This window comes from Glutamicibacter sp. BS14, assembly GCF_056934375.1.
The window spans coordinates 2,700,984-2,727,068 of sequence record NZ_CM167801.1; the positions used below are offsets into that span (position 1 = coordinate 2,700,984).

21 protein-coding genes are annotated in these 26,085 nt (G+C 51.4%); 6 read left to right on the forward strand and 15 right to left on the reverse strand.

The features are described 5' to 3' along the window. Positions 1-16 precede the first annotated feature (16 nt). A complete protein-coding gene (gene smc, locus AC1Z36_RS12820) occupies positions 17-3,589 on the reverse strand; it encodes a chromosome segregation protein SMC (RefSeq protein ID WP_133833476.1) in 3,573 nt (1,190 codons plus the stop codon). Positions 3,590-3,693: 104 nt separating this feature from the next. Between smc and AC1Z36_RS12825 the strand changes: the two genes are divergently transcribed. The 5 genes from AC1Z36_RS12825 (at position 3,694) to AC1Z36_RS12845 (ending at position 9,536) form a co-directional block, all read left to right on the forward strand. Next, complete coding sequence (locus AC1Z36_RS12825; protein ID WP_286172112.1) at positions 3,694-4,566, forward strand: serine hydrolase domain-containing protein; 873 nt, start codon at positions 3,694-3,696, stop codon at positions 4,564-4,566. 166 nt (positions 4,567-4,732) lie between these two features. Further along, positions 4,733-5,647, forward strand: a complete 915-nt coding sequence (locus AC1Z36_RS12830) for a hypothetical protein (RefSeq protein WP_133833477.1) — start codon at positions 4,733-4,735, stop codon at positions 5,645-5,647. 279 nt (positions 5,648-5,926) lie between these two features. Next, complete coding sequence (locus AC1Z36_RS12835; protein ID WP_133833478.1) at positions 5,927-6,772, forward strand: hypothetical protein; 846 nt, start codon at positions 5,927-5,929, stop codon at positions 6,770-6,772. Positions 6,773-6,896: 124 nt separating this feature from the next. Further along, positions 6,897-8,723, forward strand: a complete 1,827-nt coding sequence (locus tag AC1Z36_RS12840; RefSeq protein ID WP_483561305.1) for a hypothetical protein — start codon at positions 6,897-6,899, stop codon at positions 8,721-8,723. Positions 8,724-8,807: 84 nt separating this feature from the next. Further along, a complete protein-coding gene (locus AC1Z36_RS12845; RefSeq protein ID WP_133833480.1) occupies positions 8,808-9,536 on the forward strand; it encodes a DUF6270 domain-containing protein in 729 nt (242 codons plus the stop codon). Position 9,537: 1 nt separating this feature from the next. Here AC1Z36_RS12845 and mutM read toward each other — a convergent pair whose 3' ends face one another. The 4 genes from mutM to AC1Z36_RS12865 are packed head-to-tail and all read right to left on the reverse strand — an operon-like array spanning position 9,538 to position 11,907. Beyond that, positions 9,538-10,467, reverse strand: coding sequence for a bifunctional DNA-formamidopyrimidine glycosylase/DNA-(apurinic or apyrimidinic site) lyase (gene mutM, locus AC1Z36_RS12850; RefSeq protein WP_133833481.1), 930 nt, complete (start codon positions 10,465-10,467; stop codon positions 9,538-9,540). 10 nt (positions 10,468-10,477) lie between these two features. After that, positions 10,478-11,176: a ribonuclease III gene (gene rnc, locus AC1Z36_RS12855; protein WP_105659217.1), complete on the reverse strand. Its 699-nt coding sequence runs from the start codon at positions 11,174-11,176 to the stop codon at positions 10,478-10,480. A 3-nt stretch (positions 11,177-11,179) separates the two neighbouring features. After that, a complete protein-coding gene (rpmF, locus tag AC1Z36_RS12860) occupies positions 11,180-11,383 on the reverse strand; it encodes a 50S ribosomal protein L32 (RefSeq protein ID WP_013348816.1) in 204 nt (67 codons plus the stop codon). A 2-nt stretch (positions 11,384-11,385) separates the two neighbouring features. After that, on the reverse strand, positions 11,386-11,907 hold the full coding sequence (locus AC1Z36_RS12865) for a YceD family protein (RefSeq protein ID WP_181148963.1): 522 nt from the start codon (positions 11,905-11,907) through the stop codon (positions 11,386-11,388). A 421-nt stretch (positions 11,908-12,328) separates the two neighbouring features. On the opposite strand from AC1Z36_RS12865, the gene AC1Z36_RS12870 reads away from it, so the two are divergent. Continuing rightward, positions 12,329-13,543, forward strand: a complete 1,215-nt coding sequence (locus AC1Z36_RS12870) for a CDP-glycerol glycerophosphotransferase family protein (RefSeq protein WP_133833482.1) — start codon at positions 12,329-12,331, stop codon at positions 13,541-13,543. Between the two features lie 76 nt (positions 13,544-13,619). Here the strand turns inward: AC1Z36_RS12870 and AC1Z36_RS12875 are convergent, their stop codons facing one another. From AC1Z36_RS12875 to galU, 10 genes are all read right to left on the reverse strand, one after another. Beyond that, on the reverse strand, positions 13,620-17,132 hold the full coding sequence (locus tag AC1Z36_RS12875; RefSeq protein WP_483561306.1) for a CDP-glycerol glycerophosphotransferase family protein: 3,513 nt from the start codon (positions 17,130-17,132) through the stop codon (positions 13,620-13,622). 302 nt (positions 17,133-17,434) lie between these two features. Continuing rightward, positions 17,435-18,712: a CDP-glycerol glycerophosphotransferase family protein gene (locus tag AC1Z36_RS12880; RefSeq protein WP_483561307.1), complete on the reverse strand. Its 1,278-nt coding sequence runs from the start codon at positions 18,710-18,712 to the stop codon at positions 17,435-17,437. A gap of 48 nt (positions 18,713-18,760) precedes the next feature. Beyond that, complete coding sequence (locus tag AC1Z36_RS12885) at positions 18,761-19,222, reverse strand: FAD synthase family protein (protein WP_105659212.1); 462 nt, start codon at positions 19,220-19,222, stop codon at positions 18,761-18,763. A 66-nt stretch (positions 19,223-19,288) separates the two neighbouring features. Beyond that, positions 19,289-20,179 (reverse strand): glycosyltransferase family 2 protein, encoded by an 891-nt coding sequence (locus AC1Z36_RS12890; RefSeq protein WP_133833485.1) that lies wholly within the window; start codon positions 20,177-20,179, stop codon positions 19,289-19,291. Between the two features lie 40 nt (positions 20,180-20,219). Continuing rightward, entirely contained in the window at positions 20,220-21,038 is an 819-nt protein-coding gene (locus AC1Z36_RS12895; protein ID WP_402696284.1) for a CDP-alcohol phosphatidyltransferase family protein, read from the reverse strand. Positions 21,039-21,040: 2 nt separating this feature from the next. Next, complete coding sequence (locus AC1Z36_RS12900; RefSeq protein WP_388021784.1) at positions 21,041-22,078, reverse strand: glycosyltransferase family 2 protein; 1,038 nt, start codon at positions 22,076-22,078, stop codon at positions 21,041-21,043. A 7-nt stretch (positions 22,079-22,085) separates the two neighbouring features. Next, on the reverse strand, positions 22,086-22,874 hold the full coding sequence (locus AC1Z36_RS12905; protein ID WP_402696327.1) for an ABC transporter ATP-binding protein: 789 nt from the start codon (positions 22,872-22,874) through the stop codon (positions 22,086-22,088). A gap of 88 nt (positions 22,875-22,962) precedes the next feature. Further along, positions 22,963-23,811, reverse strand: a complete 849-nt coding sequence (locus AC1Z36_RS12910) for an ABC transporter permease (protein ID WP_133833488.1) — start codon at positions 23,809-23,811, stop codon at positions 22,963-22,965. Positions 23,812-23,947: 136 nt separating this feature from the next. Beyond that, complete coding sequence (locus AC1Z36_RS12915; RefSeq protein ID WP_483561308.1) at positions 23,948-24,922, reverse strand: LCP family protein; 975 nt, start codon at positions 24,920-24,922, stop codon at positions 23,948-23,950. A gap of 210 nt (positions 24,923-25,132) precedes the next feature. Further along, positions 25,133-26,035 carry a UTP--glucose-1-phosphate uridylyltransferase GalU gene (galU, locus tag AC1Z36_RS12920; protein WP_402696288.1) on the reverse strand — a complete coding sequence of 301 codons (903 nt, stop codon included), beginning with the start codon at positions 26,033-26,035 and terminating at the stop codon, positions 25,133-25,135. Positions 26,036-26,085 lie beyond the last annotated feature (50 nt).

The following is a 26,085-nucleotide window of genomic DNA, read 5'->3' on the forward strand; positions in this document are numbered from 1 at the left end:
TACTTTACCGCAATAGCTACGTCGTCACAGCTCGTTCCATTTTCTGGCTAATCACTGTAGAAACCCCGTCTCCGCGCATAGTGACGCCGTACAGAGCATCAGCTACTTCCATGGTCTTCTTCTGGTGGGTAATCACAATCAGCTGCGATGACTCGCGCAGCTCTTCGAAGATCGTGATCAGGCGTCCCAAATTCATATCGTCCAAGGCCGCCTCCACCTCGTCCATCACGTAGAACGGCGACGGGCGAGCCTTGAAGATGGCGACCAGCAACGCGACAGCAGTCAGCGAACGCTCTCCACCGGAGAGCAGCGAGAGCCGCTTGATCTTCTTGCCGGCCGGACGCGCTTCCACCTCGATGCCTGTGGTGAGCATATTCTCGGGATCGGTGAGCACCAGCTGGCCCTCGCCGCCTGGGAAGAGGCGATCGAAGATCCGCCTGAACTGAACGGCGGTGTCGTTGTAGGCTTCGGTGAACACCCGCTCGACGTGGGAATCAACGTCGGCAATGATCTGCTGCAAATCCCCTCTGGACTTCTTCAAATCCTCGAGCTGGCCGGAGAGGAACTTATGGCGTTCCTCCAAGGCAGCGAACTCTTCAAGTGCCAACGGATTGACTTTGCCCAAGGCCGCCAGGTCGCGTTCGGACTTCTTCAGCCGCTTTTCCTGCTCGACGCGATCATATGCCCGGGTGCCGACAGGATTGCCTTCTTCATCAACGTTTTGCCGCAGCGCGCCCCACTTGTCATCTTCGTCGAGGGCCTCCGGAATCAGCTGGTCTGGACCGTAGTTGGCGATGAGGTGATCAGGGGTGTATCCGAGTTCTTCCAGGGCCTTGGTCTCAAGATTCTCAATGCGCATCCGCAGTTCCGCACGGGCCATCTCATCACGATGCACAGCATCAGCAAGACGGGCCAGCTCGGCGGAGAGCTGCTCCGCTTCCTTGCGTTGGCTGCCCAGCATGGATTCCAGTTCGGATTTCTTTCCAGCCAGCTCTTCGCGTTCTTGGCCAGCCATCGATACCGATACTTCAATGAAACGCAGGACGCGCTCAGCAGCTTGCTCAATACGGATCGCATTGGCTGCTTGCGCCTTGCGCTGCTCCGCTCGACGAGCTGCAACTTCACGGTGATTGCGCTCAGCTGCCGCAGTGCGGCGCAGACCCTCAACGCGCGAACGCAACGCAGAAACGCGCTCTTCACTACTGCGCAAGGCAAGCCGGGCTTCTAATTCCTGCTGTCGTGCCGCGGCTGCAGCATCTGCAAGAGCCGCTCGTGCCGCGTCATCAACGGTTTCTTCATCTTGATCCGTTGAAGCTAGCTCCATGCGCTCGGTAATCTCTTCCAGAGATTCCTGCTCGATTTCCAGCTTCTCCAGCGTTGCTTCGAGCTTTTCTTCCAGCTTGGCTTTGTCCGATCGCGCGCTGCGAAGTTTCTGTCCAAGACGTGCCAAATACGAGGATAATTCATCAATGGCGGCATCAGATTCAGCCAGCGCCGACAGGGCCTCATCGCGTTGTTGCTGAGCGATGGAAAGCTCTGGTCCCCGCTGAGCCAATCTGTGCTCGACTGTGGAAAGTTCTTCCTGGCACTGGGAGAGTTCAGTTTCCGTCTGTTCCACTAAGGCCTGCTGCGCGATCAGGGAAGCGCCTGCTGAGTCCCCCACGGAACTGCGAACTGCCGAAACAGTGATGCCATCCAAGGTGGTGAGCAACGCAGATGGGTTCTGCACCAAGGCCGCAGGAGCTTGGCTCATTTCCTCAATGATGTAATGGCCAACAAGAAGCTGATCAAGCAAGCTATCCAGTGGGCCATCGGCAGCTACAACTTCACGAGCACTGACGGCATTAGGCATTGCAGTAGCCTTTGCACCACTTGGCAGAACTTCGGCGTGCAGGAATACTTGGCTGGCCTGCTGCTGTTGCAGGGCTTCGATGAGCTCCAACGCATCACCAAGGTTCTTGGCTACCAAAGCTTCTGCACTGTCACGCAAAATCGCGGCGATGGCCTGTTCATATCCCGGATTAACCGTAATCAGCTCCCCCAAACGGCCGAGGAGCAGTCCGGATGTTGATCCAAGAAGCTGTGATGACTGATCATCTGGTTTGGAGTTCAACTTCAGGGCTTCAAGGCGAGCACGCAATCCGGAAACACGCACCGATAGCTCGCGTTCACGCTGACTATCGGCATTGTGCTCTTCTGACAATGCTGCGTGTTCCCGATCAGCACTCTCAAAATCGATATTCAGTTGGGCTTCGCCCGCCAATTGTTTTTCAAGATCACTGGCAACTTCTGCGTGAGAGCGCAAATCCAGTTCAAGGTCCGAGTCGAAGGACTGGACGCTTTCCTGGAGGCGGGATATTTCGGCCCGGGTCACGTCGACACGGCTGCGTGCGGAAGCCACCTGCGAGGCGAGCCGTGACATGCCTTCTCGACGGTCCGCCGCGGCACGGAGCATGGCAGCCATCCGCTGCTGTTCGGCGCGTGATGCTTCCTCGGCCTGCTCTTTAGCCTCTACAGCTTCAGCAAGAATCTCGTGGCGGTCTTCAAGAGCTTCTTCAAGTTCCTCAAGTTCTTCGCTCATTCGCTCAGCTTGAGCTTCCAAACGCTCAGGATCACGGCTGGAATCGAAATGGGTTTCATTGCTTTCCAGCAATTTCCCGCGTTCACGAGCCAACGCGGCCAGCGATCGATAACGCTCTGCCTGCGTGCTCAACGAAACCCACGTTTCCTGGATCTGAACCAGTCGCGGGGTAATGGTTTCCATCTGGGCAGTCAGTTCAGCGATGTGCTTCTTGATGCGTTCCAGGCGTGCCGCAGCGTCTTCTTGCTGAGCTTGGATTTTGGATTCGTCATCAATATCCTGGGCCAGCTTGTTGTTCAGTGTGACCAAATCATCTGCCAGCAGACGGGACTTTGCATCCCTGACATCAAGCTGCACCGTCTGCGCACGGCGAGCGATTTTCGCTTGCCGTCCCAACGGAGCCAATTGGCGGCGAACCTCGGCGCTCAAATCCTCAAGACGATCCAGATTTCCCTGCATCGCTTGCAGCTTGCGCAGGGTTTTCTCCTTGCGCCGTCGGTGCTTGAGCACGCCGGCCGCTTCCTCGATGAAACCACGCCGATCTTCAGCGGTAGCGTGCAAGATGCGGTCCAGCTGTCCCTGACCGACAATCACATGCATTTCTCGACCCAGACCGGAATCCGAAAGCAGCTCTTGAATGTCCAGAAGACGGCAAGAACTTCCATTAATGGCGTATTCGGATCCACCAGTACGGAACAGCGTGCGGGAGATAGTGACTTCTGCATAGTCGATAGGCAGCTGGCCATCAGAGTTATCGATTGTCAGGGACACATGGGCACGGCCCAGTGGTGGGCGGCCAGAAGTGCCAGCAAAGATCACGTCTTCCATCTTGCCGCCGCGAAGCGTCTTGGCACCCTGTTCACCCATGACCCAGGACAGCGCGTCAACCACGTTGGACTTGCCGGAACCGTTAGGTCCTACAACAGCCGTGACGCCCGGTTCAAACTCAAAAGTGGTCGCCGATGCGAAAGACTTGAATCCGCGAACGGTGAGAGTCTTGAGATGCACGGCGTGAAGTTCCTATGTTTGGGCGAAATCGCTAAAGTTGGGTTGGGCAATCAAACCCAATCCTTGTCGCAATTCTAGCGAAGCGCACTGGGGATTATCTGGTTGTGCTCGCAAAATCCGAGGAAGAAAATCGAGGGATAGATCATTCTATGAGCATTCTGACGCAGATTGACCAGTGGCCAAGTGACAACGCGGTATCCGTGGTGGTGAACGGCAATGGTGCAATCGTTGACCAGCACGGTGATACTGCCCGTGTTTACCCCTTGGCTTCGGTGACCAAGTTGCTCAGTGCCTACACGTTCTTGGTTGCTCTGGAAGAAGAAGCCATCACCCTCGAAGACCCTGCAGGGCCAGAGGGTTCAACCGTGCACCACCTATTGGCGCACACAGCCGGGTATGACTTTGATTCCGGAACCATCCGCTTTGCCGTAGGGACTAAACGCGGATACTCGAATTACGGCTTTGAAAAGCTCGCAGAGCATCTGGAACAACAGACCAGAATCAGCATGGCCCAGTATGCCCAGGAAGCGGTCTTCGCTCCCCTGGGGATGGCTGATACAGAAATTGCCGGCAGCTGCGCAAAGGATGGCCGATCCACCGCTGCCGACCTGGCAAAATTCGCTGCCGAACTTTTGACCCCAACTATCGTGGCGCAAGAAACATTGAGCGAGGCAACGCGTGTGCATTTCGAGAACCTCGCTGGAATTCTGCCCGGCTATGGCCGGCAGAACCCGAATGACTGGGGACTCGGGTTTGAGATCCGATCGTCCAAAGCGCCGCACTGGACAGGCGCAAGCCATCCAGCGTCCACCTATGGACACTTTGGGCAGTCTGGTACGTTCCTCTGGGTGGACCCTAAACATCGTCTGGCCTGTGTGACGCTCACCGATAAAAGCTTTGGCCAGTGGGCTGTTGACACTTGGGCCCCGTTCAATGACCAAGTTCTAGTCGCCACGAAAATTACTCGGAATAACTAGTTATTCCGAGTCAGTCTGCCTACGATCCTTTAGTTTGATCTTCGATCAAAACAGCTAGACTGATCAACAGATATAGAAACAGTGTGAATCACAGCTATTCTAAGCATAATCACTATTACAGCTCACTCCTTTCAACACCTATCATCCAGAACTAACGAGGATTTCAATGACTGATAAAAACTACAGGCAGTGGCAAGTTCTGCACTACGTATGGGACAACTTGTCAGATTTTAAAAATCGCTGGATTATGCTACCGGGGATCCACACCATTCAATTTGGTAAAGATGAATCCCCAATTGACATTTATGTAAATGAATATATTAATGCGTCAGATTTTAAAGCACAACCAGTGTTCTTCACAGGTGCCATCTCTTCACGAGGAGATAAGAAAGGGCCATTCTTTTCCGGACTGGGACTGACGAACAATAAAAAACTTCCACTAATCGCCGTCGCGGACCCAAGCCTCGATGATGACGCTTCCTTAAGCCTAGCTTGGTACACAGGTGGTCCAACCGACAACTTCACAGCTAATCTACTCGCGACTTTAACTGTCCTTCAGGAGAGCCTTAAACGCGAGTTGATTTTCATAGGTGGATCAGGAGGTGGATTTGCTGCGCTAAATATCGCTTCAAGGTTCAAAGGAGACTCGACCGCGCTGGTTTGGAATCCACAAACGGATATATATGAATACGCAGAACGCTTCGTAAAAGCATACTTGAGAAGTCGGTTTAATTTCGCCTTTGCGACTTTAGGCTCACCCGATTGGAAACAATTTTGTAAGAGCAGAACCGATTCCAAAGTACACACCCACGTTTTGCGAAGCCAGACTCTTACCGCGCCCCGACGTGTTATTTACCTTCAGAACAGTGCTGATTGGCATCGGAGCAAACACCTCAAGCCCCTCTGGTCAATGACGACGCAAAAAGAACTACAAGAAGGGATCAATTCGCTGGACGATAATCACATCGTCTTCGTCAGGGAATTCGCCGAAGGGCACGCACCACCACCGTCCACCCTAATCGGTAGCCTCTTGGAACAATTAATGGACCTCTCGATGAATGCCAAAGATTTAAAATTCTAAGAAGCAAACTCAAATTGACTTCATCAAAAAACGGAAGCCAGTGAGACTGACAATGCTTCCCGCTAAGCAGCTCGCACTGTCCGACCTAGGTTCATCCCTCGAAAATTGCCCATGTTTTCGATATGAAGAAGAGCGGGACACTCCTACCCTAAAGCCGGAGTCACGAAACAAAATGCGCGCTCCTCGTTTACCCGCAATGGGTCAAATGAGATTTCGTTGCGATAACACGAAGCCATCGACCGTCAAAATAACTATCCAGCCCCAGATAAGGTCCTCGATATGCTGAATCGTACCAGGAACATTAAGAAGCACTCTTCCCGCGGTAGACGCATATTTGACGACTTTGATAGCGCACTTCGTGCAGGTCTTTCTGAAGGGCTTACCATTATCAAATCCAACGGACGATATTTCGATTTCTATTTCGAAGACCGAAATTCTCCGGTGACCCTTGTCACATTCCATGCGGCAACTGGACCTAAAACCGTTGAGTATCCTATTTTTACCGGATCGCGTTTCGCTGAGAAGCTCGGTGTCAACTTACTCGCCTTCGCCGACTCCGCTTGTGGCGGAGCAGAAAAACTACTCACTTTTTGGCACCAAAGCACCAAACGAGTTCCGTCTGGTAAGTTCATCCCGTCAATCATCGCCCTGACACAACGTCCCGGGCAAGAAAAACATCTTATTTTTTTTGGTTCCTCCGCTGGCGGATATGCGGCTCTTCATTACAGTACCTACTTTCCAGAGTCAGTTGCATTAGTGATGAATCCTCGCATTGAACTTCTCGGAAAACCTGATCGCTTTGACGACTACTCCCGAAAAGCGTATCCGGGATGGAACCCACAAATGATTGCCGCAAAAATTCCAACAAGCATGTCAAAGTGGTACGCCAAAGGAAGAGAAAATACCGTGGCATACATACAAAATACTGGTGACAGACTGTATTACGAGAATCATTTCTCGCGCTTTGAGGCTGCTACGCGTGAGCAATCAAATATTCATTTTAAGATCCAGAATTGGGGAAAGGGGCACATAGTCCCTCCTGCGAACGAATACATGGAACCTCTTAAGTCACTCGTTAACCATGCTCCGAATTGGAACGCAGGGCTATCAAATTTTGCCAGTTGAGGCACCCGTACTTCCAGTTCTAGTCACCGTTCATTCGTGATTATCATCTTGGGTTCAGGTTGCTCGTAGTCACGGGGACTGCCCACCGAGACTTGAACAAACATCACATAGTAAGGTTAGACGTATGGCTTCTACTAAGACCTATGCTCCGGTGATTACGGGGTTACCGCATACCTCAATCAGTTCGGCGCCAATAAACACAGTTGTGAAACGGAATGAAGATCCCGTTATTCGTGGTTCACGACGATTCTGGCTCGATGGAAGCGTAATTCTAAACGGAACATGCATTCAGCGAACTGCGGATCTCGATTCGTCACTACCACAAGCAGCGGAACGGTGGAGTATTGAAGAACTTGCTGATTGGTGGTCGAAAGGTGCACGAAACCCTGGTGCACTATTCATTGAAGATTCAGTAGATTCATGGAGCGCTTGTCTGCCTGACCCACTGGGCGGTGCACTTGCGTTCTCTCTCAATGAGCAGGGCAAAGCATTCGTTTCTACCAGCATCGTAGAACTTGTACATGCAGCCGAGACACATGGAATCATCTTGGAAAAGGATCCATTGTTTCAGGTAGAGCGTCTCATGCTTGGCAACGGAGGGCTCACACCTGCAAGTTACAAGGGTGTACATTCACTTGAGCCTTTTCAGTATTTCGTATTGTACGGAAATCAAATCTTTACAAAGAATTACAAGATTCGCGAGAGCCTTGACTCTGCATCGCTCTATGATTTGTTTACAATTCTTCGATCTGACGTCCAAGGCGCTGTCCAAGCAATAGCAGAGACGAATTCTCAGCAAATCACCGCACACTTGACAGGCGGTTTTGACTCACGCCTAGTTCTCTCCGCAGTATTGAACCTAGAACTGCGAGATCGAGTCAATATATTCTGTTCCGGCCCTGAAGGTTCCACCGATCGAATAATCGCCGATGGCCTGACGAGACAATACGGCCTACAACGAGTAGACGGGGCAGGGCTCACGACTGCACCAACGACGAACATGTCAGAACGACTAATGGGCGCACTCTTTGCGAGTGGTGGAATAACTAATACGGGCCCGTTCGGTCGAGAAATCTCTGTACCAGTTAGCGCAATGGGCGGCGGCTACGGAGAAGTGCTTCGAACATTCTTTGGAAACAGAAAAATTACCGACTCACTTGGTCGACTTGATAGCAGCCTCCTTATATCAAGCTATCTGCCCACAGCAAATACCAAGAGCACCTATTTTTCGCCAGAAGCAATCGCGAACGTTTCATCATTACTAACAAAAAAATTCGATCACTTGTCCCATCTTTATCAGGATGCCAGTTTCATAGGCGATGCGTTTTATACGCATAATCGGAATCGCTACCATATCGGTCAGACGTCTTTATTATGGAGTCGTGTTGGCTCTAGGTTTGACCCGTTGTATTCTGTTGCTGGTTTCGAATTAGCCAGAAGATCTACGCAACATGTCAGATCGGCAAATCTCATTGGCCATGATTTACTAGACTCGCTGAAACCTGATCTATTATCATGGCCCTTCGATTACGACAGGTTCAGCCAAGACCTATTACAACTAAGAAATCGACGAGAATTACGTTCATGGCCAAAGAATAACGAGAAAATTAATTTTGTAAAAGGGCTCACACCTGAATGTGAAGCTGATAGCACTTTCCTATCCGTTCTTCGACGCCTAAATGCCACCGAACCCAAACTTAATGCCGCGCAACGCAAAGCTAAGGTGGAGGAAGCCAACGGATTGGGAGTTAATTTTTGGCAGGTAGTTTACAAGGAGACTGGACAAGAACTGTTATCTAGCGCTCTCGAACAAACGAATGGTACTGCTTTACAGGGAACTGTCGATATCGAATACATTCGTAAATTATCAACTGCAAGTTCACTAAACAAGAAGCAACTCCGTGATCTTTACAGTTTGGGTGGCATCATGTCTTGGCTCAGTTTCGGGTAATTAAGAATAGTCTTACTAGGTTAAGATCTTCAGTATCCGATAATCTTTTCTCTCATAACTACTAATATTTATTTCGCAGGAACAATGGTAAATTTCTTCATATACGGTGGCTGCGTTTCTAGGGATGCCTATGAACTGGTCAAGGATGAACATTATTTAACGGGTTACATCGCTCGCCAGTCGCTTATTAGCGCCAACTCGCTACCCGAGACACGAATTAACACAGCAAATTCATCGACAAACTTTAATTCCCGGATGGTAGTCGGAGACATTAAGTCCTCGCTCTTCTCTACTTTGCGTGAAAAATCGAATGAAGTCGAAGTATTCCTATTTGACATCTTAAGTGAACGACTAGGAGTTTATCGACTCCAGGGCGGGCGATACATCACGAACTCCGCGGAACTATCCAAATCAAGTCTTTTAGATGATTTTCCGTATGCCAAGGCTAAGATTCATTTTGGCACCAGCCAACACTTTGAGCTTTGGAAACAAGGAGTACTTACCCTCAAAGATATTCTCGTAGAATGTGGTCTATTCAGCAATAGCATATACATTGAGACCATTTGGACTGATCATTCTTGTCAAGGCAGTAACGTTCCTAAATTCAGAAACTGGTCCGCTCATTACGCGAATAAGTTATACGAACCATATTTTTCGTACCTTCGAGAATTGGGTTTTAGATCAATAAAACCGTCTCTGGATATCAGCCTATCCGATGAAAATCATAAATGGGGTAGTTCACCGTATCATTATCAGCCGGAGTACTATCAGGAAATCCTTGTGCAAGTATTCGACCAAATTTCAGAAAAGTAGCTTATCTCGGTGCACGGCGTGGTCGCGGCTGGCACACTGGGCAGCTATAGGAAGAACGGCCCATGAAGGGATCACGACGAATCAGAGACTCACGGCCGTTTTCTCTGCAACGCAAACAGGCTTTGCCTTCGCGCCCGTAGGCGTTCAAGGACCTGGAGAAATAACCGCTAGCGCCGTTAACATTCACGTATAGAGAATCAAAGCTCGTACCACCAGCGGCGAGGGCGCGTGTCATCACATCAACCAAAGCATCATTGAGGCGTTGCACTTCTGGACGCCTGATAGTGCCAGTATTGCGCAAACCTGAAAGGCCTGCTTGCCAAAGTGCTTCATCCGCATAGATGTTGCCGACTCCGGAAATGATCCCCTGGTCCAGAATGGCTCTCTTGAGTTCTGTCGTCTTTTTGCGAAGCGCGACGTACAGGTCTTCGGTCTTGCGGTGAGGATCCATCACGTCTCGGGCAATGTGAGCAGCCGCCTGTGGGATCGATGCTTTTAGCGACCCGGCTCCGGCAGGCAACCCATCGGTTGTTGCAACCAGTGGGGAGATAAACATTCCCCCAAAGATTCGCTGGTCTACGAAACGCAGTTCGCTGGGGAAATCGGATCTCTCGCTGAGTGAGAGCCTGACTTTTAGATGTTTCTCATCGTGAGCATCAGGTTCTTCGACAAGAAGTTGGCCGCTCATGCCGAGGTGGGCAACCAATGCTGCCGGAGTTGAAAGGCCTTCGAGGTCCATCCAGAGGAACTTGCCCCGGCGAACCACGGAAGCGATAGAGCAACCGCTCAATGTCTGTTCAAAATCTTCAACGCCGTCGGTATGACGGCGGACGGACCGCGGGTCCAGCACTTGAGCGGTTAGTACCGTTCGAGTGCGAACCCACTTATCCAGTCCTTCTCGGACCACTTCAACTTCTGGCAGTTCTGGCATGAACTAAACGCTATCCCTTAGGTAGCTGCTCACCTGGATGCAGCAACAGCCAAGTCTTGTGTGCCGCTTCCTGCTCAGCTTCCTTCTTGGATGGCCCATGCCCCTGGCCGTATCCCTCGTTTCCGATGCGGAGTTCGGCAAGGTAAGTGCGTGCGTGGTCAGGACCGGAACCAGTGACCTGGTAGTGCATCTCGCCTAGCTTTTGGGAGGCTACTTCTTCCTGGATTACAGTTTTCCAGTCAGTCGTCGCGCCCAGCAGCCGATGATCTTCCAGCAGTGGAGTGACGAAGCGAAGCACAAACGAGCGCGCAGCTTCCATGCCTTGAACCAAGTAGGTGGCCCCAAGAATTGCTTCCATGGTGTCTGCCAGAATGGAGGATTTATTGGCTCCGTTGGACTGGGCTTCCCCACGTCCTAGGAGCAGGTGCTCCCCCACTTCCAAATCACGGGCAATGATCGCCAAGGCGCGGGTACTGACAATAGCCGCTCGCCGCTTCGCGAGATCGCCTTCTGGCAAATTCGGGAAAGTTGCGTATAGGTATTCTGCAACGCAGAAGCCAAGAATTGAATCACCTAAGAATTCAAGGCGTTCATTCGTTGGAATGCCACCGTTCTCATAGGAATATGAGCGGTGGGTAAATGCAAGACGAAACGTCTCGGAATCAATATTGATTCCGAGACGCTTCATAAGTTCTTCTTTTGAAGACATGTCTTAGACGTCTGCGACCTTGCGACCCTTGTACTCAAGGAACAATTCGGTACCAGCCGAGTCGGTGACAACCTTAGCCTGGTGAGGCAGGCTGTAGGTTACGCGACCGTTTTCAACGGTCTTCACCAGGTTCGGTGCGGTAGCCTTCCACTGAGAACGGCGGGCACGAGTATTCGCACGGGACATCTTCCGCTTTGGAACAGCCACGACTACTTCTCTTCTCTCTTGTCTGACGTTTTATCATTTGTCGCATCCTCTGCGACAATATCGGACAGCTGCGCTAGCGCTGCCCAACGTGGATCCAGGATCTCATGATCATGCTGAGGGTCATCGTTGAGACTGATTCCGCATTCACTGCAGAGCCCCAAGCAATCTTCCCGGCAAACCGGCTGGAACGGCAGGGCGGTAACCACTGCGCTCCGTACTACCGGATCGATGTCAATCAAGTCACCGACCACCCAATACTGATCCACATCATCATCGTCTTCGAATTCTTCGCTCTCTTCATAATAGAAGAGCTCTTGAATATCAGCCTCGAAGTCGTACTCGATGGGCTCCAAGCATCGTCCACATTCCCCAGCGATTTGCGCTGTAGCGGTACCCGATACCAGAATTCCTTCATGCACGGCTTCAAAGCGAAGATCTAAGTCAAGCTCAGATCCTCCACGAATACCGATAAGTGCATTTCCCACATCTGCGGGTGCCGAAACCTGCTCATTGAGAGTTTTCATTGAGCCAGGCGAACGGCCGAGCTCCCTGGTTGAAAAAACCAGAGGCGAGTTGCGATCGAGTTCGCCGTGTGACGATCGATCAGAACGCTTTTCGCTAATGATGACTCCTATAGAAACATAGTCCGACATTTCATCTTAGCTTGCCGTAGGCCAAGTTCCCAAACTGAAACCAGTTTTCAGAGCTCGATGCCGGTGTTGCACTCACCACAGCATATCCTAGACGACCTGCCAATCCCTACTTGCACGCGTTGCTAATCCAACATTCCCGACCTTGCAATCCGCGCCGCGGACTTCGAAGAAGAATCGGAATAACGCCAGGGACGAGCGCGACGCAAAACGGCTTATAGCAAACATCCCGAAGAAAGCTTGCCCAGCGAATTATGCTTGGTCATGCTTCGAATTAAGTGGTGAGGGATTCTCCGTGAAAGTGTTACGAACCGTCAATAGCGTCGTCAAGAAAGTGCAATCGCGCTTTGAGACACGGCGACACCTGAAGTTCATTCAGAACCACGCCACAGAACTACGCCACCTGCCCGTGGACGCTGACCGGTACAAGGTAGCGCTGCACTTTCCCGATGAGATGGCCAACGCCTACCAGATCAGGCAATGGTACGAACCGCTTTTAGCCTTGGCAGAGTTCGTGCCGGTGGTAATCATCGCACGAAGTCCAGATACTGCGCTGTCGCTGCGCAAGGAATGCCCGCTACCGATTCACTTCGCCCCCGCCGTGGTAGATGTTGAGCGATTCATGCAATCCCAGGATCTACGTGTGGTGTTCTACGTGAATCAAAATATCCGGAACTTTCAAATCATGCGGTTCAATGCGCCTAATCATGTCTTCATCTGCCATGGCGAAAGCGAAAAAGCCTACATGTGGTCCAACCAGCTCAAGGCCTACGATTATGTATTTTCAGCCGGTGAAGCAGCTAGAGATCGCCTGGTAAATCACTTGCGCAATTTCGACGCTTCGTTGCGATGCCGGTTAATTGGGCGTCCGCAAATAGATGTGGATTATGCGTCGCCTGTCGACCTGAATAAGGAACTACCGACGCTTCTCTATGCCCCAACCTGGGAAGGCGACCGGCCTTCCATGAATTATGGCTCCGTACTATCCCATGGTGAACAATTAATTGACGCCTTGATCAAGGACGGCGGATTCAACGTTATTTTTCGCCCCCATCCACGTTCTGGACTGGGTGCGAAACCCTATGGGCAAGGCGTAGAAAGAATCCGAAAACAGCTGAGGGCGCACAGCGAAACTTCGAAAGCCCAATTCATTTTCGATGACTCGGCCCACTGGGGCTGGCAGTGGTCAGCTGCCGACCTTTGCGTGACTGACATTTCCGCAGTTGCTTATGACTTTTTAGCTACAGGAAAACCAATGTTCGTGACGCAACCGGTGTCGACCGAGGCTACCGTTGATGAATCTCCAGCGCTGCAACAGGTGCCTGCCCTTACAGCTGCGGCGGCAACGGAAATCAGCCGGCTGGCGCGAGAAGCCTTGGCCGGCAACAACCCGCAGCTACGAGGTCTGGTCAATTACTACTTTGGCGACGTTTCCCCCGGTGCCAGCATGCAACGTTTCATTGCAGAAACGCTGGCGCTAGTGCAAGAAGACAGCGTCACTGATCACTAGCCAGCTTCAGCAGCATAGTGGTGCCGGGCCTGCAGGAGGCCCGGCACCGCAATTTCAATAAGCTGCGGTGTCTTCCTTATTTGAAGAAGCGCTCAACAACGCGCCGCGCGGCATGCCCGTCATCATTTGGGGCAAACTTTTGAATGAATTCGTCTCGATTCACCCCTGGCAGATCAGCCCCCGCCAAAGCTGACGATAGTGCATCCCAAAGGTCGTTCTCTTCTTCAACAATTGGGCCAGGCAACGCACTCTCGTAGTCCAAATAGAAACCACGCAGATTATCCCGGTAGTTCTCCAGATCGTATGCATAGAAGATAATTGGTCGTCGCAACAGCGAGTAGTCGAAGAATACCGACGAATAATCAGTAATCAATACATCAGAAGCAAGGTATAGTTCCTGAATATCTGGATGACTCGAGACATCGATAATGCGGTGCCGCAGGCTCTCCGGAATCGACACGGCATTTGATACCAGCACATGCATGCGCAACATCAAGATGGTGTCTTCGCCAAAACGACGGTCGAACTCCTCCAGATCCATTGGCAAGTCGAATCTGAATTTACCGCGGCTTGAAGCCGCATCGTCACGGAATGTCGGCGCGTAAAGTACGGTCTTGATTCCTGGGGGTATCGCAAGCTCATCGCGAACACGCTTTTCTTGCTCAGCAACGTCGGTACCGGTCAAGATGTCGTTTCGGGGATAGCCAAGCTCCACGGCTTCGCCTGAGAATGCATAGGCGGATCGCATGATCTCGCTCGTGTAGCGAGAAGGCGAAATGAGGTGCGTCCATTGGCGCGTTGCTCGTGTAACACGCTCAAGATACCCCTCATCGCGGCCTTGAACTTCGCGAACATCGAGTGCCATCTGCTTGAGTGGTGTTCCGTGCCAGGTCTGCAGGAACACTCCCTTCGCGCGACGCTTCACATAGTGCGGGAAGCTCTGGTTATTCACCCAGTATTTTGCCCGTGCGAGATGCCAGAAATATTCTGGGGACAATCGCTTAACGGTAGTCGTCAAAGGATCGGAGAAGCAGTGCTTTCCCGAGTAAACCCATACCTTGCGACGTGTGTCACCTTGTCGCAGCAATTCCTCGTAAATATACCGAGGAGAGTCGCCGTACTGATTCCCGAGACCCGATTCGAAGACGATGAGGTCTTCTTCCATGGGAGCAAGCTTGTACAACTTGTATAGCTTGCGCATGACGTCAAAGTACCGCTTGTTCCTTCGGAACTTGTTCTTCAACTTAACCGGCAATTCGGCACGCCAGCCAACGTTGGGTTTGCCACGCAACTCGGCTCGCTCTATTTCTCCCGTTATGCGTTGCGAATTGTTTTGGTCCCGGTGGGTCATGAACACGTCAGCACGTTGACGGTACTTGTCTTCCATGGCTTTACCTCGTTGCAGGGTACGCGAAAGATCATGCAGCAATGTTTCTGCATCAAAGGCAATGCGGCCTGGCAATTCGTCGTCCAAGTTCAAATGCGATCCGCTCGGTCCCAAGAAGCGAGAGCGATCGAACTGGTAGTAGTGAACAGGCTTGTGCAGGAAGCTGAAGTCAAAGTTCACTGAAGAGTAATCCGTGACCATGATTGCCGCGGTCTTGATTAGTTCCTGGACGTCAATTTCACCTTGGACAATTAGTCGAGCGGGCGCGCCAGCGAAATGATCCCTGAATTGCATCATGTTGGGATGGAGGCAGAAAACAACTTCCAGGCCATGCCTCTGGACTAATTCTGCAAGTTCCGCCGAATTAAGCAGGTTTTTCCATTGCTCGAGGTAGTCCGATTCAAGGAAAACTTCCTCATTCTGCAACCAATCACGCCACGTTGGGATGATCAGGAGCATGTTCTCGTTAACACTCAAATCCGTCGCTAGCAAGGAATCGAACCGGGATAGCCCGGTGACCTTGACTTCTTCAGGCGAATAAAGGAAGTCCTTAACGATGTACTGCTTCTCGCGCTCAGAGGAAACCATGAAAAGGTCCGTCGCAAAGCCAGGTGAATTCTTGCCGTAGTTGGGAACCATCCATTTGGTTCCCATGACGCCGTGCTGCAAGAACACCCGAGTAGCGCGGCAACGCGACGAGAAGCTATGGTGCCTTGTTGGGTATAAGTAATCGGCATGGTGCGTGCCGATGACTCGTTGCGCACGAATGGCCAATTCAAAGTGTTCTTTGCTGCCATGGAAAACGACGTGATCCATGGAATCGAAATTCCGTAAATCGGGAGCTTTCTCATCGATGACATAGTATGCATCAATATCTGGGCGTTCTTTACGCAGGTATTTGAACAGATGCAGCCCGTTGTCCTGAGCCTTGTAGGATAGTTCGCCGACGATCCAAATCGGCTTCGAATCCGATGGCTGGCTGATTGGGAAACTGCGCTGTTTAGCGTTAGCAAGTACGGCAAAGGCTTCTTTGTCGAACACTTCCAAAATCACCGATGTTGATTTTGCTTTGAAGGTGAAATATGGAGAAATCGCTAGAGTCTTTTCACCGATTGTCACCGCATCTGCACGCGTCGTGCTGCGCACGGCAAACGGGGTACGAGTCACTCGAATGCGTGCAAGCTCACCGCTGGAATTCGAAGTCGCCAGCAGATAGAGATCGTAGTTATCGCCACGATCGATCGCCTCCCAGTCAGCAGATTTGAAATCCAGGGTTGCTGACCAGCTGTAGATAGCACGTCCAAAGCGCTTTGCTGCATGCTTTTCGTCGAAAACCAGCTCCGCTGGAACTTCAACTGCAAATTCCGATTTACGTCCAACCAGTTGCAAAGTGACTGAGGACAACCGGTCGCTCTGCGTTTCCAGAACTCCGCCCAACGACAGCATGCCGTCGTGGATCCGGGTGATGTCAGTACGAATTCGATATTTGAAGCGTAGAGGACGGTTCAGGGCCAAAGCCACTTCGGCCTTCTTATTGATATAAAGTCCTACGCTGCGTTCGCCTGAATTATAGACCGTGTCATGGCTAAAAGTAGTCGACGAAAACCGCCCCAGAATACGGTGGGCGATAACAGGGCCGTTGAGGATTAGTTCCCCGGCGTCGATCCGTTCCCGGACCTCTTTGCGCCTGAGCAGTTCACCGTCTTCAGTTAGCTGCAACCATGCGATTCCCGGAGGCAATTGATCGAATTCGGAGCTGAAGGTCAGTGCAAGACGAACCGTACCGGCGTACAGGTCATTTTCCAGAGTCACTTGGTTGTCATCTGCGTCATCCGAATCAGGAACGCTGGATTCCGGCTCTTCGTTGCTGGAAGCGAGTTCGCGATAGTCTTGCCACCGATCAAGAAGGGGATCCAGAGAGATCTCAGCATAGATTCGATGGGATTCATCGTGACCGATTTTGACTAGATCAGACGTAAGTGGCGCAACAGAAAGAACGATGTGGCTACCGTGTAATACCGAAACGGATTGCACGGGATGGGCAACGCTAGCGTCCAGATGCAGAACTTCATCACGAATTGCAAGGTTCAGCTCTTGGTAGCCGCTGTAGTAGCGATACTTTTTGCGCTTTAACCGCTGGGTACGCAAAGTCTGCATCGCTGACTGCGCCAAGTCTTGCATAGCTCGAATTTCAACTGCCACGAATAGTGTCCTTCAATGTTTTAGCTGCTATCCCCCGCTTAAGTCGTTCAGCGGAACAGCCTGGAAATCGCGCGTGTACAACATGAATAGGCCGCTAGCACCACACGGCAGTGGCCGTCATTTCATGTGATCCACAGTCTAAGATTACCGCCCATGGGCGATCAAATCAGTTTGAAACCGCCACGGACACCTGCAAATGGCCATAGAGTCTGCTTCGACTGGAGCGTTGTCATTATCTGGCGCTTAAAGCAATTGGTCCCAATTCGTATGGTACGAATTGGGACCAAGGAGTCAGCGGACCTCTAGCTGTGCCAACCCCGGAAGTTCTCCAGCTTTCCTTGACGTTCAACAATCAGCTTCTGAATGACGTTCTGGAATCGCTTAGTTGAATCCCCTCGGTTCAGGTCGCCAAAGTAGAACTGGCGCATTTCAATGCGCTGATCCTTGTGTCCGTCACGAGTCAGTGCATCGGCGAGCAGGTCTCCAACGTTCTTCACGCTATCTTGGTCTACTACGTGGCAGGCCTGCGCAACTGGTGCATCGCGGTGAAGAATTTCGCGGTTGGTACGTCGGTCGGAAATGACTAACGGATTGCCCGGGTGGAGGTACAGGTAGTCCAGGCCTACGCTGGAAACATCGGTAATCAGCGCATCGGTCGACTCGAACATGGCCAAGATATTGCCCTGTTCGGATATCACGTGCTCTGCGCCGGCTTCATTGGCAGCTTCGATCATTTCCAGAATGCGTGCGTGTGCCTGAGCAACGCCAGGAGTATTGCTTTCCTGAATTCGTGGGTGCGGCTTATAGACGACGCGCCAAGAAGGGTTCTCCAACAATGACTCGACAATGGCAACACCATATTTGTCCAACGAGGTGTAGTTGTTGTCTTCGTTTTCCCCTTCCCACGTCGGCGCATACATGACATCGAACTTCTCGCTTGGTTCCAATTCGAGTTCGAAGTTGATATCCAGCTGCGGACGACCGGTGACTTCCAATTTGTTGAACTCGAAGTCAAGCAACATTGCCTCGTGGCGCTTGATGGCTGCAGGGCCTGCGACAAAAACCTTGTCGTAGGCCTTGGCCTTATTCGAAACCATCGAGAGTTTGTCGCTCTCACCATGGTTTACATGCACGTGAACAAGCCTTGGGTGATCCAGGGACTGGAAATTCGTGCGCGAATTGTTGGTGTATATGACCAGCTTCAGGTCATTGTCATCATACAGATCCATGAGATCAGTCAATCGGCGTACATAGATCCTTGGCAGGTCTGTAAATTTCTCCGCCGCTTTGAAAGCACTCAAAGTACGGAAGACCAGCAGTACTTCTTCTTTCACATGCAGTTCTTCAAGCACCGGAAGCCACTGAGTCACCTGATAGATCTTGTCAGCGCCATCTCCGAAGTAAACCGCTACAGATCCTGGTACCGGAATATTGGATACACCAACATTCACATTGGCCGACGGACGACCGGTTAGCCCCATCAGACGGGATATCCGTTTTGCTTCCGGACGTCGCCCCACTTTTTGCAGGGCGCCCTTTACGCTGGACTTGATGGAGTCTGTGATGTGCTCGCTAGCCATGAGTACTTTCAAATCTCGAAAACAACAACTTACAACTAAACGAGTTTACTAGCTCAGTTCCTTCACGATCTGGCTCAAAGTGTCCAATGTGTTCTTTAACGACGTGACATGTCGCTCATCGAACTCGCTCAGGACACGTTTCATTTCGGTTGTCGAGATACCTGAGGTACGTGGAAGGTAGACAACTTCGACTTCATCACCGAGGTCGTCAAACTTGCCCTTCCAGTCTTCGCCGATGCCGAAGACCTTTGCATCGTACTTCTTGATGTCAGTACGTTTCTGTTCCCAGTTCTCTTCGGGAATGGCGAGGTCTACGTATTTGATGGCTTGGACGATCTCAAGACGCTGTTCGAAAGGAACTACAGGCTTCTTGCCCTTGATGGCGTTGAACTCATCAGTGGATACGCCAACAACCAGGCGGTCGCCCTTCTCCTTGAGACGCTTCAGGATATTCAGGTGGCCGATATGGAACAGGTCAAAAGTTCCGTACGTCAAAACAGTTTTAGTCATGGGTCCCTTTCGAAGTAAGGTAATAGCTTCGCTTGCTTAGCTAGTGGCGCTCACTTGTGTTCGTCGTTAGATAATAGGCAGACGACCCGCGAGGGTCATGCGAACTATTGTTTTCCATCTAAGTTTAGGCCGTGGTTCACGGTACCAGGGGCTGCCGGTCCAACCTGCCCGCCATCCGGCTATGTACTGGGACACAGCGCTTTTGTTGTGTCGCAGCCGCAAGCACTCAATGAGCATCCAGGTTGTTGGATAGATCCAACGCAGCGGCACGGGCAAGTTACGGCGAGCCAGCCACACCCGGTTTCGGGCATTCAAACGATAGAACTCGTCGTGGCGTCGTGGATCCACGATCGGATGGCCAATCTGCATGTCGCCGGCATACCAGACGTAAGTGCCTGTGTCCCATACGCGCCAGGCAAGTTCGATGCCTTCATGCGCGTACCAGAATCCCCCCGCCCAGCCACCCGTGGAATCAAAAATTCTACGGGTAGTAACTAGGCAAGTTTCCCCCACGTGGAAAACTTTGCTTGGTTCCACTGCCGTTCGTTTTTTCAAGCGCGGGATCCAACGTCGTGGATTCTGTTCTTCGTTTTCAGGATCAGTGATGCGCGGCTGCAACAGCCCCATGCGAGGGTAATGCTTGAACCGTTCGACAGCCGTAATCAAGAAGTCATCATCGATGAACCATGAATCGTCATCGAGGAAGCACAAGTATTCGCCATTTATCTGGTTCACTCCAGCATTGCGGCCGGCCGGAATGCCCAAATTCTCTGGAAGAAAATGAGTCTTGATCCCTTCAGGGATATCCGTTGGATCCCATCCGTTGCCTACGACTACAGCGTCAATCTGCACTGAACGTTGGGCCAGCAAAGATTCCAGGGCGCGTCGGAGCTCAACCGGGCGGTTACCCATGGTCAACACAACTACGCCGATGGTCGGTTTGATCTCTGCAGGCATTTGTCCTCTAAGGCGGTGGGCTATACGGAATCAGGTCAAACTATGCTTTGAGCCGGGACGAGGCCATATTGGAAAGGAAATGCCCAAAGTTCACTAGGACGCATGCCGGCAATAGGATCCAGACCATCCACTTTTCGGCGGCTCCTGGAATACCCACGATTGCGGAGATAACCGAGCATCCAAGAATGATCAGCGATAGTTCAACTGCGTGCAGGAGCTTATGGAATGGCAAGAAGCGAGCCAGGGAACGCAGCTTTCCAACGAGTGAAGTTGTTGGAACTGATCTGGCGGCTGCAGTATCCGGCAATTTTCCGAGGCCAGCCATGCCTCTGGCTGCATGAACCATGAGTGACTGCGAACGGTTCAGGACCAGAAGAACCGACAGGCAAGCGGCCATGAACAGTGTAGGCCAGGCCTGCTCAACTGAGGAATCATCCGCAGACAGTTCTATGAAGACCCGGTAGCCCAAAGCAATTGGGATCAGCGCCTCTGTTGTGTGGTGCCCAACCATGTCAATGAAAATACCGCGGGGAGATTGAGTTCCCCTCCAACGTGCGACTTCTCCGTCAGAACAGTCAAAATACAGCTGGAGCTGCGACAAGATTACTGCCAGCAACGGTCCCCAGATGCCAGGAATCAACAGCGCTAGAGACATGAACCAACCCGCAAGAATCATCAAGCCGGTAACGCCATTGGCACTGATACGCGTGCGCACCAGTATTGCGGTGAGGTAAATGGAGATATGGCGCAGGTACAGCTCAGCTGTCCAGTGCTCGGCATTCTTACGCGCACGGACTTCCGGAGGTTGGCAGACCGCACGCAGCTGTTCGAGCGTTGGATTCTTTGGACGTTCAACCATGATTACCTAACGCGCCCTTTGTCGACAGTGCCGGCTGCCCCGCAAAAACGACCCTTGATGTATCCAAAAGCCCAAGGCAAATGGATTGCGGGGAAAGCACATGCTGCCAGCAACTTGTCTTTCAATCCTTTTGCGTTGCTAGTCAGCCCCGCAGCCAACGCGATCGCCGCATAGACCGCAGGTACGGCCTTGGCCAAGTTCAAAACTACGCTCACACCGGTTGGGGCTGCTTCGCGAACTAGCGGCTCAATTACAGTTGCCGCTAGTCCCGTTGCAACCCCCAAAAGCAATAGTGGTGGAACATCGTGGCGCAACGACTTACCTTCAGGGAAGCGCCGCGCAATTTCTGCTCGCCAAGTCCCCGAGGCCTTGGACTGGCTAATCAAGGATTTGAAGCTATCACGCGGATAGTAGCCGACCTTTAGTTCTGGATCGAACCAAACGGTGTGGCCCGCCTGGCGAATACGCAAGCAGAGTTCCCAATCCTGGGCTCGCCATAGTTCCTCGTTGTAGTAACCGACTTCTTCAAATACTTCGCGACGAAAGATACCGAGGTACGCAGATTCAGCAGGGCCTTCTGGGGCACCCGAATGATATGCCGGTCCGCCAAAACCAAACTTCGAATGATAAGCCGCTGCGATTCCTCGCTGGACAGGTGTACGCCCTTTTGCGTCCATCAGTCCCCCAACGTCGTGCGCATTCACGCGAAAAAGAGTTTCGATTCCACGTTGTGTGTAGTGCGACGGCAGCTCGCTATGGGCGTCGACGCGAATAACTATCGGCAAAGTAGACGCCCGAATAGCCAAGTTGAGACCAATGGGTGTTCTGCCAAGAGGATTATGGACTAATACGATTCTTGCGTCGGCATCAGCCAGGCGTCGGGCAACGTTGTTTGTTGTATCAGTACTGGGCCCTAATGCCAGTACAAGTTCCTTCTCGCCAGAATAGTCCTGCCCCAAGATCGAACTTACCGCTTCTTCAAGGTAGTCCGCTTCGTTCAGCACGGGCATGACATAGGAAACGCCAGGAAGTTGAGTCATGCGGGCCCTACTTCTTCGCTTTCAAGAATTTCTGATATTCCTTTATCACTGAAGCAGTGTCACCATCCATCATTTGCACACCCTTTTCAATCCAGATGCAACGATCACAGGTTTCCTTGATGGAATTCATAGAGTGGGAAACATTGAAAATGGTACCCGCGCTATCCCGGATTTCGCGGATTTTGGCCTCACTGCGCTTTCGGAATTTCGCATCGCCTACAGCAAGAGCCTCATCAACAATGAGGATGTCATGTTTTTTAGAAGCTGCAATCGCGAACTTTAGCCTTGCGCCCATGCCCGAAGAATATGTACGCATTGGGAGGTCGATAAACTCTTCGAGCTCGGCAAATTTCGTAATCTCTTCCCGCATCTTCTCGACTTCAGCGCGGCTATATCCAAGCGCCAACCCGCCTAGGGTAATGTTCTTGTCGCCTGAAAGATCGGGGATTAAAGCTGCGCCTACGCCAAGTAGGCTGGGGCGTGAACGAGCGAATACTGCGCCATCCGATGGCGGAGTCAGTCCAGTGATGGCCCTAAGCAACGTGGATTTGCCCGAGCCGTTCGAACCAATTACACCGATTGATTCATTTTCATAGGCGACAAAGGAAATTCCCTTGAGCGCATGAACTGTTCGAACACCTCTGAGCTTTGGTTGGAGAAGGCGGCGGGCGCCTGCGTTTCCAATTGCCTTGCCACTTGCAAACACCTCATACTTCACATGCAGATTATCGACGATGACGACAGGCTGCCTTGACGAATCCACAGTAATCGACTGCGACTCGACTTGGTCAGGCATCACAACATCGATGAAGGAGGTGTCATCTGAGAATATAGGCGCTGGCTCGTACTCCGGATGCAGCTGCGGGTTAATCAGATCATCGAAACTAATTCGCACGTCCGTACCTTTCTTCGGCCTTCCAGAAGAAGATCAACCCAGCGATAAGCATGAAAATTGCCCAAACAGATATAACCCACCATGCCTGCGGGTCATACTCAGCATGATCCATGATGAATCCACGAGCCAATTGCAGGGTCTGATATATCGGATGTATGTCGAAGATTGCAATCATCCAGGGCCAATGATTCAGAAGTCGTTCTGCGCTGAAAAGCACTCCTGAGGTGTAAAACAGAACGCGGCCAATCATGGGTAACACGTTCGAGAAGTCACGGACGTGCACAGTGATGCGAGCACAAATTAACGCGACTCCGAGGTTGAAAACAGTAAAGATCGCAAGGATCGGTATAATCCCAAACCAAGTCCACTTAGGGCTGGTACCAAGAATCAGAGCGTAAATGAACATCACTGCGATCATTGGCATGAGAGTCAGCAAGTTCTGGGTAACCTGAGCGACAGGCAGAGATAATCGTGGGAAGGCAAGAGATTGCACCAAAGCCGCATTTCCCGTGATCGACTTGGCTCCGCCGTTCATCGAGGTTGAAAAGAACTCGAAAAGGAAAACGCCGATCACGACATAAACGGGGAAATCGACACCTCGTGCGCCGCCCTGCAAGATGCCGAAGACAAATCCGTACACCAAAGCATTGAATGTCGGCTTGATTACGATCCATACCATCCCCAGGCGATTTCGCTGGTTCTGCGATTGGACGCGTGCTTTAGCCAGCTCATAAATGAACTCGCGGCGTTGCCATGTCTGCTTCAGATAGTTGACCAATGTTGGTCTTGCACCAACACGGTGCAAGCCGTATTTTTCGGCCTCATCTGCAACTGTCATGCGAATTATGTCCTCTTGTTCGAATGCTTCTTGATGCATTATCGGCTAAGCATAGATGTACAAAGTCTAGTAGATGGAGAGCTGTTCTTCTGGCTTTCGCTCTTCAGCTTGGTGTAGTACATCCCACATCTACTACTTACGGTGTTTCAGGCGGGTTTTCGCGAAGGTAGTCAGCCATGGCATCGCCTTGCAAAGCTTCGCTAATTTGAGCAATAGCGAGTTCGCTTGCCAATTCTATTGATTGCCCGTCTGCACTAGTCGATGTTCCAGCAGTTGGCATGGTGAACATCTCCATATTCTCCGTGTCCACGTTTTTGAGTTGCAAACCCAGTCCGACCAAGGTTGCGGCATCAAAGTTGTCGTCAAAGGTGAGATAGGGAGAAACCTTGTCGACGATTTCGTACAGCTTGACAGGGTTAGTTAATGTGCCTGATGAGAGCACCTGATTTGCTGCTGCAGCGATGAACTTGCGTTGATTCGCGACGCGTTGGTAATCACCATTGGTAAACGACTTTCGCTCGCGCACAAACCGAAGTGCGCGGTCGCCTTCCAGCGTGATGTCGCCGGCTGGGTAGAAGTAGTCCGTGTCGTTTGCCGTGAATTGGATCTCATTATTTACAGTCACACCACCGAGAGCAGTCGATAATTCACGGAACCCTTCGAAATCAACCATGGCTACATGATCAAGCTTGGTGCTGAAGAGTCCTTCAATCGTTTGCATCAACAGAGGAACCCCGCCAAGCGAGATCGCGGCATTGAGCTTGTTCATTCCATGCCCCGGAATCTCCACATACATGTCTCGAACCATCGACATAACGTAGACCTGTGAGCGGTCTTCCGGGATATGAACAAGCATCATTGAATCGCTACGTTGTGAAACTGCCCCATCAAGAGCTTGAGCATCGGCGGTACCTTCATCTGCATGATCGACGCCCAGTAATAAGACATTCATGGACTTATCTTCAGGATCTTTGATCGGACGAGCTTGCTCCTCGGCGTCTGAAAATCCTAAATCCACGGTATTAGATTTCGTGTTGAACTGGCGCTGCAAATCGAAAAGAACATAGCCGGTGCTGAGCACTGCCACCAGGAGCACTACAACTACAGACACGACGATGCCTTGTGTTCTCTTCTTTTTCCGACGTTCAGATCGAGTCCGCGCGCTCCGCGACAAAAAGACTGAATCTTGGTCTTGCACTATTCTCATTCCTACTCCACCGGGCAACGATCCCCCAAGGTCAACGGCAACCTGGGTGACTTCGCGCAATGAAAAAGACTACCCAAGATAAATGTGATTATCCTGAGTAGCCTAGGTCAAGAACTAGTCTTCTAGAGTTCTAACGAAATTCTTCAGCCAAGTCTTCAAGTTGGCCCCGAGTTCTTCGTTCTCCACAGCAAGGGCAATGTTCGCTTGCAGATAACTTAGTTTGTCGCCTGTGTCGTAACGCCGACCTCGGAAAACTACAGCGTGGACACCAGCTCCCTCCCCGTCGGCAGTCGCCAACTCTTGTAGAGCATCCGTTAACTGAATTTCATTGCCCCTACCGGGAGCCGTGTGCTTCAGAATCTCGAATACACGGGGATGCAGTAAATAACGTCCAATGACAGCTAGATTACTCGGTGCTTCTTCAACGCTCGGTTTCTCAACCAATCCATTAACTTTGACGTAGTCGGCATCCGCTACCGGGGACACATCTGCACATCCATAAGCACTGATTTGTTTCGGATCAACTTCCATCAGAGCAATAACTGAACCGCCAGTCGACTTTTGAATGTCAATCATGGAAGAAAGCAAGTCATCATCTTCATGGATCAAGTCATCACCGAGAAGAACCGCAAATGGTTCATCCCCTACATGTTGCTTGGCACATAAGACTGCATGACCCAGCCCGCGAGGATCGCGTTGCCGTACATAATGGATATCCCCCAACGCTGTGGCATCTTGCACCAACGCGAGCTTCTTCGTATCACCCTTCGCTTCCAAAGACGCTTCCAGTGACGGAACACGATCAAAATGGTCTTCAAGAGCGCGCTTGTTTCGTCCGGTAATCATCAGGACATCATTAAGCCCAGCACGAGCAGCTTCGGCGACAACGTATTGAATCGCTGGCTTGTCGACGACTGGGAGCATTTCCTTTGGCATTGCCTTCGTTGCAGGAAGGAAACGTGTGCCTAAACCGGCTGCCGGAATGACCGCTTTGGTAATAGCGCGAGGTGCAGACATAGTGTTGAATCCCCTATCTTCGGATTAGTTAATGGCGACAGTATTGCGCA